The organism is Lentzea alba (genome assembly GCF_011067745.1).
GTDB lineage: Bacteria > Actinomycetota > Actinomycetes > Mycobacteriales > Pseudonocardiaceae > Lentzea > Lentzea alba.
In genome coordinates this window covers 271,583-285,962 of sequence record NZ_JAAMPJ010000006.1, presented here as the reverse complement: position 1 = coordinate 285,962, position 14,380 = coordinate 271,583, and the positions used below count along the sequence as shown (strand labels likewise).

At 69.7% G+C, this 14,380-nt stretch carries 12 protein-coding genes; 7 read left to right on the top strand and 5 right to left on the bottom strand.

Annotated features, from left to right (window positions below):
* Nucleotides 1–16 precede the first annotated feature (16 nt).
* The 3 genes from rplI to G7043_RS23425 all read left to right on the top strand — a co-directional run bounded on the left by rplI (nt 17) and on the right by G7043_RS23425 (nt 3,506).
* A complete protein-coding gene (gene rplI / locus G7043_RS23435; RefSeq protein WP_166048779.1) occupies nt 17–472 on the top strand; it encodes a 50S ribosomal protein L9 in 456 nt (151 codons plus the stop codon).
* A gap of 562 nt (nt 473–1,034) precedes the next feature.
* A complete protein-coding gene (gene dnaB, locus G7043_RS23430; RefSeq protein WP_313888040.1) occupies nt 1,035–3,188 on the top strand; it encodes a replicative DNA helicase in 2,154 nt (717 codons plus the stop codon).
* Between the two features lie 54 nt (nt 3,189–3,242).
* Entirely contained in the window at nt 3,243–3,506 is a 264-nt protein-coding gene (locus tag G7043_RS23425; protein WP_166048775.1) for a hypothetical protein, read from the top strand.
* On the opposite strand, the gene G7043_RS23420 is transcribed toward G7043_RS23425, so the two are convergent.
* Together G7043_RS23420 and G7043_RS23415 are read right to left on the bottom strand one after the other, a co-directional pair.
* Nucleotides 3,478–4,392 carry a MerR family transcriptional regulator gene (locus tag G7043_RS23420; RefSeq protein WP_166048773.1) on the bottom strand — a complete coding sequence of 305 codons (915 nt, stop codon included), beginning with the start codon at nt 4,390–4,392 and terminating at the stop codon, nt 3,478–3,480. The genes G7043_RS23425 and G7043_RS23420 overlap by 29 nt on opposite strands.
* Nucleotides 4,393–4,402: 10 nt before the next feature.
* Nucleotides 4,403–5,380 (bottom strand): helix-turn-helix transcriptional regulator, encoded by a 978-nt coding sequence (locus tag G7043_RS23415; RefSeq protein ID WP_313888039.1) that lies wholly within the window; start codon nt 5,378–5,380, stop codon nt 4,403–4,405.
* A 59-nt stretch (nt 5,381–5,439) separates the two neighbouring features.
* Between G7043_RS23415 and G7043_RS23410 the strand changes: the two genes are divergently transcribed.
* The 3 genes from G7043_RS23410 (at nt 5,440) to G7043_RS23400 (ending at nt 6,728) form a co-directional block, all read left to right on the top strand.
* Entirely contained in the window at nt 5,440–5,796 is a 357-nt protein-coding gene (locus G7043_RS23410; protein ID WP_166048771.1) for a VOC family protein, read from the top strand.
* A gap of 17 nt (nt 5,797–5,813) precedes the next feature.
* Nucleotides 5,814–6,290: a GNAT family N-acetyltransferase gene (locus G7043_RS23405; RefSeq protein ID WP_166048768.1), complete on the top strand. Its 477-nt coding sequence runs from the start codon at nt 5,814–5,816 to the stop codon at nt 6,288–6,290.
* A gap of 69 nt (nt 6,291–6,359) precedes the next feature.
* Nucleotides 6,360–6,728 carry a hypothetical protein gene (locus G7043_RS23400; protein ID WP_166048766.1) on the top strand — a complete coding sequence of 123 codons (369 nt, stop codon included), beginning with the start codon at nt 6,360–6,362 and terminating at the stop codon, nt 6,726–6,728.
* A 72-nt stretch (nt 6,729–6,800) separates the two neighbouring features.
* Here G7043_RS23400 and G7043_RS23395 read toward each other — a convergent pair whose 3' ends face one another.
* The 3 genes from G7043_RS23395 to G7043_RS23385 form a co-directional block, all read right to left on the bottom strand.
* Nucleotides 6,801–9,830, bottom strand: a complete 3,030-nt coding sequence (locus G7043_RS23395; RefSeq protein ID WP_166048765.1) for a chaplin family protein — start codon at nt 9,828–9,830, stop codon at nt 6,801–6,803.
* A 191-nt stretch (nt 9,831–10,021) separates the two neighbouring features.
* Nucleotides 10,022–10,792 carry a hypothetical protein gene (locus tag G7043_RS23390; protein WP_166048763.1) on the bottom strand — a complete coding sequence of 257 codons (771 nt, stop codon included), beginning with the start codon at nt 10,790–10,792 and terminating at the stop codon, nt 10,022–10,024.
* Nucleotides 10,793–10,953: 161 nt separating this feature from the next.
* On the bottom strand, nt 10,954–13,131 hold the full coding sequence (locus G7043_RS23385; RefSeq protein WP_313888038.1) for a hypothetical protein: 2,178 nt from the start codon (nt 13,129–13,131) through the stop codon (nt 10,954–10,956).
* Nucleotides 13,132–13,208: 77 nt separating this feature from the next.
* Here G7043_RS23385 and G7043_RS23380 point away from each other — a divergent pair, with 77 nt between their 5' ends.
* Nucleotides 13,209–14,360, top strand: a complete 1,152-nt coding sequence (locus tag G7043_RS23380; protein WP_166048761.1) for an AI-2E family transporter — start codon at nt 13,209–13,211, stop codon at nt 14,358–14,360.
* Nucleotides 14,361–14,380 lie beyond the last annotated feature (20 nt).

Here is a 14,380-nt window from a genome sequence, read left to right as displayed (position 1 = left end):
GAAGGGAACATTCGCGATGAAGCTCATCCTCACCGCTGACGTTTCCGGCCTTGGCGCGCCCGGCGACATCGTCGAGGTCAAGGACGGCTACGGCCGCAACTACCTGCTCCCGCGCGGTCTCGCGATCGTCGCGACCCGCGGTGCGCAGAAGCAGATCCAGGTCATCACCCGCGCGCAGGACACCCGCCGCGTGCGCGACCTGGACCACGCCAAGGAGATCAAGGCCGCGCTCGAGGGCCTTGGCGGCGTGACGCTGACCGCGAAGGCGGCGGCCGGCTCGAAGAAGCTGTTCGGCTCGGTCACCAACGCGGACGTGGCGGCTGCCGTCAAGTCCGCCGGTGGTCCCGTGCTGGACAAGCGCGCCATCGAGCTGCCGGGTCACATCAAGACCGTCGGCAAGCACTCCGTGACGGTTCGCCTCCACCCCGAGGTCACCGTCGCCCTGCCGCTGAACGTTACGGCCGGCGAGTAAGGCTCGGGGGCGACCCGGGGCGGCGAATGCTGCTCGCTGCTGACGCAGCTTCGCCATAGCCCGCAGTGTCTGTTGCGGGGGCCGAGCCCCCGCAGACCCCACGGGCGACCTCGCGTGGTGGCCGCTGGCGTTACCGCCGGCAGGCAAGGCACGCAACGCGAACCGCGTGACGTGACCCCCTCGGGGGCACTTCACGCTGGTTGCGATTGCTGAAGCGCCATCCACCCGGAATGCTCCGGGAGGGTGGCGCTTTCGCTCGTTCGGACGAGCGTCGCCCTGTCCACGTCCTGTGGATAAACCGTGTGCCGAGCGCTGTCGCGACACGCCGAAGAGGGTGTTTTACGCGACACGCCGAGGGTGTGGCGCACAACTTTTTCCACAACTTGTGCACAGCCTCTGAGCTGCAGTTACTTCTGTCACTCCACCGGTTGTCAACAGGTTGTCCCCAGCGCCCCCACCCCTGTGGGCAACCATCCACAGGTTGTCCCCCAGTTGTCCACAGGGCGATCCACACGCTGGTTTGCTTGCTCCGGACGGGTCCCTCTAGCGTCGCGGCACGGGGATGGTCATCGCACAGCGTGGCCGCCCGGAATTGTCGGTGCCGCGCTGTACAACTAGGGGGCAGGCACCGGCTCTCGACTTCTTTCGCAGGGGTGATTCGGCAGTGGCGCTGGTGGACGACCGGGGTATGGCGGAGCCCTCATTCGAGCGTCAGCCGCCGCAGGACCTCGCCGCCGAGCAGTCGGTGCTGGGCGGAATGCTGCTGTCGAAGGACGCCATCGCGGACGTCATCGAGGCGCTCGCGCCGAACGACTTCTACCGCCCGGCGCACCAGGCGATCTACGACTGCATCCTCGACCTGTACGGCCGCGGTGAGCCGGCCGACCCGATCACCATCTCGGCCGAGTTGGAGCGACGCGGCGAACTGCTGCGCGTGGGTGGTGCGCCGTACCTGCACACGTTGATCGCGACGGTGCCCACGGCCGCGAACGCCGGCTACTACGCCGAGATCGTGGCCGAGAAGGCGGTGCTGCGCCGTCTGGTCGAGGCGGGCACGCGCATCGTGCAGCTCGGTTACAACGGTGCCGAGGGCGCGGACGTCGACGAGGTCGTCGACCGCGCGCAGGCCGCGATCTACGAGGTCACCGACCGCCGCACGTCCGAGGACTACGTGGCTTTGGAGGACCTGCTCCAGCCGACGATGGACGAGATCGACGCGATCGCGTCGCGCGGTGGCATCTCGCAGGGCATCCCGACGGGCTTCGCTGACCTCGACGAGCTGACGAACGGCCTGCACGGCGGCCAGATGATCATCGTCGCCGCGCGTCCCGGTGTCGGCAAGGCGCTGGCGCTCGACACCCCGCTGCCCACGCCGTCCGGCTGGACCACGATGGGGTCGGTCGCCGTGGGCGACTTCCTGATGGGCGCCGACGGCCGCCCGACCCGCGTGGTCGCCGCGACCGAGGTGATGACCGGCCGCCCGTGCTTCGAGGTCGAGTTCTCCGACGGCACGGTGATCGTGGCCGACGCCGAGCACCAGTGGCTGACGGAGTCGTGCAGCGAAACCGGTGGCTTCTGGGCGATCCGCACCACGGCGCAGCTGTTCGAGCGCGTCGGCGTGTGCCGGATGTTCGTGCGCATGTCGGCCGCGTGGGAGCTGCCCGCAGCCACGTTGCCATTGCCTCCGCGCAAGCTGGGCCTGTTCCTGTCCGGCCTGGGCGACCTGGAACTGACGGACGACGAGCTGCGCGTGGCCAAGGAGCTCGACCTGGCCGACGACCCGCACATCCCCGCCGCCTACCTGCGGGGTTCACGCCGGCAGCGGGCCGAGCTGCTGGCCGCACTGCAGGTCGACGGCCGGTTCGCGCGACTGCGCCGGGACGTCGACGAGCTGATCGCGGGCCTCGGCGAGCACGACCAGGTGGAGATCGCGTCGGTGCGCCCGGTCGCGTCGGTGCCGGTGCGGTGCGTGGAGGTCGACAACCACGACCACCTGTACCTCGCGGGCGAGACGATGATCCCGACCCACAACTCGACGCTGGGCCTCGACTTCGCCCGTTCCGCCTCCATCAAGCACGGCCTGACCAGCGCCATCTTCAGTCTGGAGATGAGCCGCACCGAGATCGTGATGCGCATGCTCTCCGCCGAGGCCCGCATCCGCCTCGGCGACATGCGCGGTGGCCGCATGAGCGACGACGACTGGACCCGCCTCGCCCGCCGGATGAGCGAGATCAGCGAGGCGCCGCTGTTCGTCGACGACAGCCCGAACCTCACGATGATGGAGATCCGCGCCAAGGCTCGTCGCCTCAAGCAGCGGCACGACCTCAAGCTGGTGGTCGTCGACTACCTCCAGCTGATGAGCTCCGGCAAGAAGTCCGAGTCCCGCCAGCAGGAGGTCTCGGAGTTCTCGCGAAACCTGAAGCTGATCGCCAAGGAGCTCCACGTCCCGGTCATCGCGATCTCCCAGCTGAACCGAGGCCCCGAACAGCGCACCGACAAGAAGCCGATGCTCTCCGACCTGCGTGAGTCCGGCTCGCTGGAGCAGGACGCCGACATGGTCATCATGATCAACCGCCCGGACGCCTGGGAACGCGACGACCCGCGCGCCGGCGAGGCGGACCTGATCATCGCCAAACACCGTGCCGGTCCGACCGCCACGATCACCGTGGCGCACCAGCTGCACTACAGCCGCTTCACCGACCTCGCTCAGGGCTAGCTCACAAAAGCAGGTAGTAGATCTCGGTCCACAGCTCCGCGGCATCGTCACGGTGTGGCCCGTAGATCTCCCACCGCGGTGGACGGTCATCGCCGCCTGGCCTGCGGGCAGCGTCGATGCCACCACCCGTCCGGTGAGCGGGCACGGCTGGAGCAACTCGACGCCGACCTCGACCTGCGGCACGTCGTCGCGGTCGAGCATGACTGCCACGTCGTCGTGGCGACCACCGCCGTCGGACGGGCCACGACGTCCACGACGGTCACCTGGTGGACCACTGTCCCTCCAGGCACTACATCCGTGCGCGTAGTGCCTGGATGAACCAGTTCAGGGCCGGCGTCAGGCTTTCCGGGGCCTGCCAGCCGTTGACCACGGCGAGCAGCTGAAGGTACCGCTCCCGGCGAGGGTCGTTCGCAATCTCCAACCGGGTCAGCAGCCGACGTCGAAGGTCGACGTCGTCGAGGCCGCCGGAGACGTGGGCGCACTGGGCCATGACCGCCGCGACGACCGGATCGGCGTGGCGTGAGACCGGGTCGACGTCGGCCGCCAGTGCCGGCCCGACCTCGTCACGAACGATCGCGACGGGGTCGCGCCGCACGCCGGGGGCTCGCGAGGCCGCGTGGGAGTCCACGATGCGGCGCATGCTGGCGCGAAAGTCCAGGTCCTGGGACAGCTCGGCCAGCTCCACCCACGCCTCGACCTGGTGTGCCTCGGGATTGTCGGGTAGTTCAGGGGTCATCGAGCGAATGGCTCCCGCGAACTCGGGCTGAGCGTCACCGAAGGCGGCCCCGAGGAAGTCGTCGATCAGGCGGCGGCGTTCGTCGTCCGAGAGCTTGGCCAGTTTGTGCATGAGATCCATCTCCTCGAGGGTGGAACCGCGTTTGGCCACCGTCGTCAGCACCGCGCGTCGCAGTCGCAGCACGCGGATCTGCACCTCCAGGGCTTCGGCGTGGGCCGCGGCGACCTCGGGGAGCGAGATCTCGTGGTCGACGACCTGCCGGATCGTGGCGAGGTCCATTCCCAGGTCGCGCAGTGTCCGCACGAGGTCCAGGCGCGCGACGGCTTCGATGCCGTAGAGGCGGTGGCCCGCCGGGCTGCGGTCGGTCGGCGGCACGATCCCGCGGTCGGCGTAGAACCGGATGGCCTTGACCGTCAGCCCGGTCCGCCGGGCCAGATCGCCGATCGAGTAGAGCGCGTCGCCGTTCACACCGCCACCCTCACACCTCCCCCTGCGGGAGACGCAAGTCGGCGTGGGCGGCCAATCGCCCGGCGAGTTCTTTGATCAGGTCACGCAGCTCGTCGGGCTGCGTGACGACGAACGGCCGATCGAGGGCGGCGAGCAGCGGCGGTATCCAGTCGAGGCGCTCTGCCCGGATCCGGACCCGCGTCCACGAGACGTCGATCTCCTCCAGCACCGCGACGGACGGTGGGAACACGGCACGGATCTCGTCGGGCGTCGATCGCAGCCGCACGGCCACCTCGTGCTGGTAAGGCGCCTCGGCGAGCGAGGTCAGCACCTGCTCGCCGGGGTTGAAGCCGGCCGGCACGTCGAACGTTCCGGCGATCATGGAGGCGCTGGTGATCCTGTCGACGCGGAAGGAGCGCACCTGTCCACTGGCCGAGTCCGACCCGGTCAGGTACCACCGCCCGGAATGCGCCACGACTCCGTAAGGGTGGACGACCCGTTCGCTGGCACCGCCGTGGCCGGCGAGGTAGGAAAGCGCGACCGGCCGCCGTTCCCGCGCCGCTTCCGCGACGGTGAGCAGCACCTCGGCATCCGTCGTGAGCGCCGACCGCTCGGGAGCGGTGAAGTCGGCTTCCAGCACCGCGTCCAGCCGTGAGCCCAGTGCTGCGGGCAGCACTCGCCGGACTTTGGCGACCGCGCTCTCGACGGCCGCGACCGAAGTGCTGATCAGTCCGGAACGCCGGCCCGCGACCAGCCCGAGCAGGACGGCGAGCGCTTCCTCGTTGCCGAGCATCAACGGCGGCATCCGGTAACCCGGCTCCAGCCGGTATCCGCCGTACCGTCCGCGCACCGAACGGACCGGGATGTCGAGCTCCAGCAGGCGGTCCACGTAGCGGCGGACCGTGCGTTCGTCCACGTCGAGGCGTTCGGCGAGTTCCGCGACGGTCCGGGTGCCTCCGCTTTGGAGGATCTCCAACAACGCCAGCACGCGAGCGATCGGACGGGTCACGCGAAGATCTTCCGGATACCGGGCGGATCCTGTCCACTATTCGACCTAGCGTGCCTCTCATGAAGCTCGTTTCACTCCGTGTCATCACTCACGACGTCGCTCGCCTTGTCGAGTTCTACGAACGAACGACCCGCCTCGAAGCGCACTGGCGCACCGAGCAGTTCGCCGAGCTCGTGGGGCCGTCGTGCACGCTGGCCATCGGCAGCGCCAACACGACCGGGGCCGCGGTGCCCGAGTCGAACCGGACGGCGATCATCGAGTTCCGCGTCGAGGACGTCGACCGGGAGTACGAACGGCTGGCCGGTCAGGACGTCGAGTTCGTGCAGAAGCCGACCACGATGCCGTGGGGAAACCGCTCGCTGCTGTTCCGCGACCCCGACGGCAATCTGATCAACTTCTTCGCGCCACCTGCCTGATCAGGCAGGATCGACAGATGACGCACGGACTGAAGATCCGGCCGGCGACGCGCCACGACGTGCCCGCCCTCGTCCGGCTGCGCCTCGCCAACGCCGAACGGCACGTCCAGCTCGCGCCGGAGGAGTTCCGCGTCCCCGACCCACTGGCGGTGCGGTGGCACTTCGAGGTCGTCGTGGAGCGGGCGCTGATCTCGGTCGCCGAGCTGGACGGCGAGGTGGTCGGCATGGCGGAGGTCGTGCCGTTGCCGACGCCTCCCGATCACCAGATCCTGGTGCCGCGCCGCGGTGCGGACATCCACACCGTGGTCGTGGACGGGCATCGCGGCCGGGGTGTCGGTGCCGCTCTGGTGGCCGAGGCGGAACGGGTGGCCGCGGCGCACGGGGTCGAGATCCTCTTCGCCGGCATCTTCGCGGCCAACGAGGACGCGGTCCGGTTCTACGCCAGGGCCGGCTTCGGGCCGCGCGGGATCATGCTGAGCAAATCCCTCGGCTGACTCACCCATGAGGGGCTGATCAGGGCCGCGATGCTGGTCAACGGGCCACGGCTCGACTAGAACCGGACTGTGCTGCACGACCCGCTCACCGGCCTGCCCGGCCACGCGCTGCTGCTCGACCGCCTGGAACAGTCGCTGATCCGCGCCCGCACCCGCGGCACGCTCGTGACACTGGTGCTGATCACGGCACCGGACTCCGTGCTGGGCGCGGCCAAGGCCCTCCGCGCGGGTCTGCGTCCGGACTTCACGGTCGCCCGGTACGGCGACGCGGTGCTGGCCGTTCTCGCCGAGCACGACTTCGGGGACGGCTCGCCCATCTCGTCGCTGATCAGGCAGCTGGTCGGGGACAGCCCGCAGATCCACTGGGTGACGAGCGACGGCGACAGCGATCCGGACGACGTGATCGCGACAGCCGAAACACCCCCCGCACGGCACTGAGCCCCGGCGACACCGTCGTGTCGCCGGGGCTCAGCTTCTTACCGGAGGGAGGGTGTTACAACCTGCGGGGTGTTACAGCGAGCCGGTCACCGTCTCGAACAGGTGAGCCGGGTCGATCAGGGTCATCGCCGGAGCGGCGACCGGGAGCTGCGGCAGCGAACGCTCGCCGGCAGCGGGCGCCAGGCCCTGGGTCGGGTTCAGGTTCAGACCCGAGAGGGACGCCGGGCCGTCGAGCGGCAGCGCGGGCAGCGAGCGCTCGGTCGGCAGGGCCGGCAGCTGCACCGGCAGGGCCGGGGCGGTCACCGGGAGGGACGGGACGGCGGGCAGCGAACGCTCGGCCGGCAGAGCCGGGAGCAGACCCTGAGCGGCGTCCAGCACCTGGCCCAGGGGCAGGCCCTGGACGTTCGGCGTGATGCCGGCGGTGCCACCGTTGATCGGCAGAGCGGAGCGCTCCTGCGCCACACCGGGCAGAGCCGGGGTGGGCAGCTGGCCCGCCATGGCGGCCAGGTCGGCCGGGTTCGGCAGCGTGTTCACGGGCAGCTGGTCGATGCCCTTGATGCTGTCGATGCCGTGGAACGCCGGGATCTCGTTGGCCTTCAGCAGACCGTCGACGCCCTTGGGGAGCTCGAGGCCCTTGAGCTGCGAGGCGCGCAGCGTGCCGGTGTCCTCGCCGGTGAGCTGGCTGTCGTCGCTCGTGCCGGTCGTGATCGCCTGGCCGAGGACCTCCACGGGGATGCGGCGGAGGTTCGCCACGGCCTCGACCGGGACGGTCATCTCACGCGCGGACAGCGGGCCGCTGCCCTCGGTGAACATGTCGCCGCCGGCCTCGGTGTTCGAGACCTTGTCGGTGGCCGTCGTGGCGTTGCCCGCAGCCGCGATCGCGTCCGCGTACACGCCGGCGACGACGGTGGCGGGAACGTGGATCAGGTTGCCGGACACCGAGGCGTCGTCGGCCTTGGAGTAGCTGTCGCCACCGGACACGACGTTGGTGTCGGTCACCACGTCGGACGTGGTGATGCCGGCCGCCGAGACGGTGTTGCCCGGAACCGCGGGGAGCGCGGCGGGCTGCGCGGCGATCAGGTTGCCCGAGACCGAGCCCTTGTCACCGTTGCTGTTGACGTCGCCGCCGGCGACCGAGTCGAGGTCGTTGGTGGCGACCGAGTCGACGTTGCTGCCGCCGCCGACCGACCAGCCGAGCACCTGGGTGCCGGTGGCGACCGGAGCCGAGATCACGTTGCCGGCGATGGAACCCTGCTCACCGGTGGTGAGAGCGTCACCGCCCGCCTTCATGTCGGTGGCGTTGTCGCCCGCGGTCTTGTTGTTGCCGACCAGCGTGGCACCGTCGGCGAAGACCTGGGCCGGCGTCGAGGTCGGGACCTGGACGATGTTGCCGGAGGCCGAGCTCTTCTTGCCGTAGGCCTTGGGGGCCTCGCCCGCGGTGACCGACGTGTCGTTCGACGTGTCGGACGTGGTGTTGCCCACCAGGCCGGCCGTGACGGCGAAGACCTGGGCCGCGACGGCGGTGGGCGCGGTCACGACGTTGCTCGAGACCGTGCCGTTGTCGTCCTGCGTGTTCGGCTGACCGCTGGAGCGAACGTCCTTGGTCTCGTCCGCCGAGCCGTAGGCCTGGCCACCGGCCGCGGCCGCGAGGCCGTAGACCTCGGCCGGAGCGGCGAGCGGGGTCTGCGCCAGGTTGCCGGACAGGACCGAGTCGTTGCCGGTCGTGCCCTGGTAACCGCCGGTCTCCGAGTCGACGTCGTTGTCGCAGGTGCCGGTGGCCTGACCCGCGAGGGTGGCACCGTTACCGCACACGTCCACGGCCGAGGCCGGGGGAACGTCGGCGATGTTGCCGGACAGCACCGACTTGTCGCCGAGGGTGTAGACGTCGCCACCGGCGTTGGAGGTCGCCTCGTTGGCGTGGTCGGTCAGCGCGTTGCCGACCACCGAAGCACCGTTGCCACCCGCCGCGACGGGCAGCGAGATCGGCACGCCGGCGACGTTGCCCGAAGCCGTGGAGCCGCGGCCGTCGGTGTGGATGTGGCCACCAGCGTCCGACCAGTTGGACGTGTCGCTGATGGCGGCCGCGTTGCCACCAGCGGCAGCGGCGTTGTCGTCGACCGTGATCGGGCCCGCGAGAGCAGGCGCGACGACGTTGCCGGCCAGGGTGGCCGGGTCGCCGTTGGTGTCGGTCTTGCCACCCGCGTAGGCGGTGCCGGTCTGCACCGAGTCGGTGGCGGCGTTGCCCGCACCGGCGGCCGAGTTGCCGTTCACCTCGAACAGCGGGGCCAGCGGGATCGGCACGGCGTTGCCGGAGATCGAGCTGTTCTTGCCGCTGGTGGCGACGTCGCCCTCGGAGGAGGCGAACGTGTCGGCGACCGAGTTGGCCTCGGCGATGCCCGCCGCGCCCACGGCGTTGCCGGTGATCTGGACCGGGGTCGCGCCCTGCTCGGCGACGACGTTGCCGGAGATGGCGCCCTGGTCACCGTTGGTGGTGATGTCGCCGCCGGTCGTCGAGACCTGCGAGGCGTTGGTGTTGGTGGCCGAGTTGCCACCCGCCGCGATCGCGTTGCCGGTGATCTGGATCGGCAGGATGTGGTTGACGGCCACGACGTTGCCGGCCAGGGCCTGGCCCGCGCCGTCCGTGACGATCGTGCCGTCGCGGTGCGTTTCCTGGGTGCACTCGCCGGCTGCTTCGCCGTTCGCGAGGACCGCGATCGAGTTGCCGCAGATGTTGATCGGCACATCGACGTGTGCCTGAACCGTGTTGCCGCGCACGAGGTTCTGCAGCGCGGTGCCCTGCAGACGCTCGCCTGCCTGGCGGATCAGCGGGTTCGCGACGGGCGTGGCCGTGCGGGTGGGCACCGCGCTGGTGACGCGGTCCGTGCTGATCGTGCGGTCAACCTTGGGAACGGTCAGTTCCTTGACCGGCGTGGCCAGCTTGTTCTGGTCAGCCTTGAGCGGAACCGAAGCCGCGACGTCGACGGCCGGCGGGGCGGCGTCCGGGTCGACGTTCTCCTGGGCAGAAGCGATGCCCGTACCGAGCATCAGCAAACCACCAGTGACAAACGCGGTCTGAAGTCCGCGCTTTGCCCAGGTCTGCATTGGGTCTCCTTCTTCCAAAGTCCCCTGTAATCAGGGGGGTTCATGGGGGTGGGGCCGGGCGCGCAGGGGAAGGCGCGCCATCACCGGGGGAGTCGCACGCGGTGATCGACCGAGGAGAGCGCAAGAAAAAAGCGCGACGGTCGATTTCCGGACAGCCGGGGGAGAGGGCTGTCGCGAACCGCGCGCTGGAATCAGTCGGGGTTGATACCGGGCTGCTTGCCCGGCGTGACGGTCACCTCGTCGGTGGACGGCGCGAGAGCGCGCGTCACCGCGGTGCCGTGTGCGTTGCCGGACGCAGCGAGAGCAGCGCTGGTGCTGCCCTTGGCAGAACCAGAACCGTCGGAGCACGAAGTGCACTGCACCGGCGCGGGGGCCGGGACGGGCAGCTTCGGCATCGGGTTGCTGGGCAGGGACGGACGCTGCTTGGAGGGCACGACGAAGTCGTTGTGCTCCAACAGGTCCGTCCACGAGGTACCGGACGGGCCGGCGAACTGCGAGACCACCGGGGCCGACACAGCGGCCTCGGTGGTGGCCGGGGTCTCCGGGAAGATCACGTCCATGGACCGCTCGGTGGCGGGTGCCTGGGCCTGACCGATCCTGGTGACCTGCGGCAGGATCCGCTCGGCGATCTGTTCGACCGCCGTCTGGACCTGCACGTCCGGCAGAGCGGCACGAGCCTTCTGCTGCTCGGTGCGCAACGTTTCGTCGATCTTGTGCACCGCGGTGGCAGCAGGGTCGACGACCGGCAGCTTCTCGTCCGACTTGGCGACGATCTTGCTGACGACGTCGAACTGCTGGACGTCCGCGGAAGGCACCGTCTCCGCCGCGGTGGCGGAAGACGTGGTGAGCGCCCAGGCAACGGCCGTTCCCGCGATCGCACCGCCGACGGCGAGCAGCGCTCGGGTGGCGAACCGGCGGATGCCGTTCGCTCCCGTCTTCGCTCGCAGATCGGCGGAGAACAACGCAGGAAACCTCGCTACTCGGTGGCGCTCAAGGGATTCACCGACGATCAAGTGATCAAGTCGACGTCGGCGACTCTGCCAGTCCCACTGCCCCGAATGCACGCTCAGAGCGCTCGGTTAACTACATCGTGTGAACGACGGTGCCGATTCCCCGGCCAAGATCACACTCGCTTGAGCACCCGAGCCGCACCCGCCGCGGCGGTCGACGCGAGCACCCAGCCCACGGCCACGAGCAGCGACGAGATCCACTGCGACGCGCCCGTGAACTGCCACTTCCCGTCGTGGCCGAAGTCGATGATCGGGATCAGCAGGTCGAGCGCGAGGAGCGAGGCGTTCCACACCGGGTCCTCGTCCTTGTTGAGCTTGACCATCGGGTGCCAGTGGAACCACAGCGCGCCGCCGAGCCAGAACACGCCGAGCCAGCAGATCGCGAGCCACGGCCGGTAGCCGTACCCGACCGTCCACCGCTGCACCGCGCCCCAGACCCGCCCGGCGCGGCCGAGTTCGGAGTAGCGGCGGCGTTGTTTCTCCAGCTGGACCTTCTGCGCGAGCTCCTCCTCGCCGCCCTGCTGGTAGACGGCGGCGAGCTGTTCGTACGGTCCGGGCGCGAAGTCCGGCTGCACCTTGAGCAACCACCGCAGCCGCGTCTCGACCGGCACGTCGGGATCGGCGGTGATGCCGGCGAACTCGAAGTCGTCGACGGCGACGCCGCCCTCCGCGTGCCACAGACCGGGGCCGTCGGTGACCGACACCGCCTTCAGCCTGCTCAGCACGACCTTGCCCTTGGGCTGCTGGCCCTCGGGGATGTGCAGCCGGAACTGGTGCACGGTGAGGCCGTAGGCGTTCAACGCGATGTCCGCCGCGGTCGAGCCGAGGTGCGAGTCGCTGAACGTCGCCATCTTGCCGACCTCGCCCAGCCGGATCCGCACGCCGCCGACCGCCGTGAACCCGCGGCTGCACAGGAGGTCCTTGCCGATCGTGATGGCACGGGCGTCGAGCGACGGCTTCTGCGTGCCGTTCGCGCGGAGCCGCGGCAACGTCAGTTCGGCGCCGGACATGTCGAGGGTGGAGCCGATGTTCGCGTTCTGCAGCCGGATCGAGCCCTTGGCCCTGAGCTCACGTAGGAAGAGCGTGCCGCCGATCTGGAGCCGGTCGGCGAACAGGACGTCGATGCCGGGCCCGTGCAGCGAGACGCCGGACATGCTGGCGCTGCCCTGGATCTGCGCGTTCGACAGCCGGACCTGGCCGTAGGTCTGCAACGGCGGGGTGCGCGTGCCACCGTTGTTGGCCGCGCTGCGGGCCTCCACGTCACCCCTGACCTGCATGCCGTCCGCGTGCAGGGCGACGGGGATCCGGTTGGTGACGTCACCGGCGAGTTCCTCGGCGACGTCGCGCGGCCCGATCACCGCGCCGGACAACCGCAGGTAGCCGCCGACGATCGCGTTCGGCAGCCGGACCGTGCCGGTGGAGGTGAACCCGTTGTCGAGCTCGACGTTGCCCTCGACCCGGATGCGGTCGGCCACCAGCGTCGCCGCCTCGTCGGCCAGCCCGTGCGGCAGCACCAGCACCTGGTTGTCGACCTGGTGGGTGGAGTTGAGGCGGGCGCCGGTGAACTCGAGGTTCCCGCCGACGCGCGCGCCGTCGAGCAGCACCCGCCCGTCCGCGGTGAAGCGGCCGCCCTCGGCGTTGCAGAAGACGTTGCCCGAGACCACGATGCCGGACGCCTCCAGGGCGTCCCGGCCGGCGTTGACCAGTCGCGCGCCACCGAGGTGGACGCTGCCGCCGATCACCGCGCCCCGGAGCCGGACCTCGCCGTTGGCCCGCATCGCGATGGCCTGGACGGACCCGCTGACGCGCAGGCGGGCGCCGAGGAAGGCGTGGTCGCTGTTGGAGCGGAGGACCGCGCCGGCGAGCCGCAGCGTTCCGTCGACGGCCGCGTCGGTGAGGTCGACCGTGCCGGTGCAGGTGAAGCCGGCTTCGAGGACCAGGTCGCTGAACACGCGCAGGTTGCGGCCCTGCAGACCGGGGACGCGGGTGCCGCGCAGCCTCAGTCCGATGAGGCGGGCCATCCGGAGGTCGAGTGATTCCTCGAAGGTGCAGTGGGTGAGGTCGATGACCCGCGTAACGCGGGTGCCCTCCAGTTCGAACTTGCCGGTGATTCTCGCGTTTCGCAGTCGCAGAGCGGGCAATCCCTTGCGCGGCACCCGGTACATGCCGGTCAGCAACCCGGTGAGCACCTCACCGCGCACGCTCTGTCCGGTCAGGTCGATCTCGGTGCCGCCCGCGTAGGCCCCTGCTACCTGGCGTTCGACGTCGGTCAAGTCTTCCGGCTTGATCACTTTCGTCCTCCCCTGACGAACGGATCATCCCATCAGGTTCCGCGTTGGCCAGGGCCCGAACAGTTAACGTGAGGTACGTGAGCGCACCGGAGTCGGAGATCAGCAGCCGTGTTCCGCTGCTGCTACGGGTAAGTGCCGCCCTGAGCTGGCGTTTCGTCGTTGTGGTGGCCGCGTTGTACGTGGTCGCGTACGTGTTCGGCTTCCTCGCCTCGATCGTGATCCCCGTCGCAATCGCGCTGTTGCTGGCCGCTCTGCTCTCGCCCGGCGTGGCGAAGCTCGTGGAGTGGCGGGTGCCGCGCGGCGTGGCGACGACGGTGATGATGATCCTCGGCATCGGCGTGCTGGGCGGCGTGCTGACGTTCGTGATCAGCGAGTTCTCCCGCGGCCTGCCGGAACTGCAGACGCAGGTGGCGGCGTCGCTCGACACGATCCAGCAGTGGCTGAAGGACGGGCCCGCCCACCTGTCCGACCAGCAGCTGCAGAACTACGTCAACGAGATCGTGAAGACGATCAAGGAGAACCAGGCCGAGATCACGTCCGGTGCGCTGACCACCGCCGCCACCCTGGGCGAGGCGCTGACCGGGCTGCTGCTCGCGCTGTTCACATTGATCTTCTTCCTGCACGACGGCGACGGCATCTGGCGGTTCGTGACCCGTGCGGTGCCGCGCGACGTGCGTCAGCGTGTCGACGTGGCCGGACGTCGCGGGTTCGGCTCTCTCGTTTCTTATGTGCGCGCGACGGCGGCTGTCGCTGTCGTCGACGCCGTGGGTGTCGGCATCGGGCTGGCGATCATCGGCGTGCCTTTGGTCGTGCCGCTGTCGGCGTTGGTGTTCCTCGGCGCGTTCATCCCGATCATCGGTGCGGTGTTCACGGGCGCGGTGGCGGTGTTGATCGCGTTGGTGACCAACGGGCCGATCGCTGCTTTGGTCGTTCTTGCCGTGCTCATCGGCGTCATGCAGCTGGAGTCGCACGTGCTGCAGCCGCTGCTGCTGGGTCGCGCGGTCAAGCTGCACCCGCTGGCCGTGGTGCTGGCGATCGCCGGCGGGTTGGTCGTGGGTGGCATCGCCGGGGCGTTGCTCGCGGTGCCGCTGCTGGCGGTGCTGAACTCCGGGATCCGGTCGCTGGTCTCGGAAGCGGACGCCGAGCAGAAGCCGGAGAAGGTGGACGTGCTCGAACCGCAGGACACGGCGCCGAAGGACGACGACAGCGAGCGGGTGAAGGAGCTCTAAGCCCGTCCCGCAGGACGTTG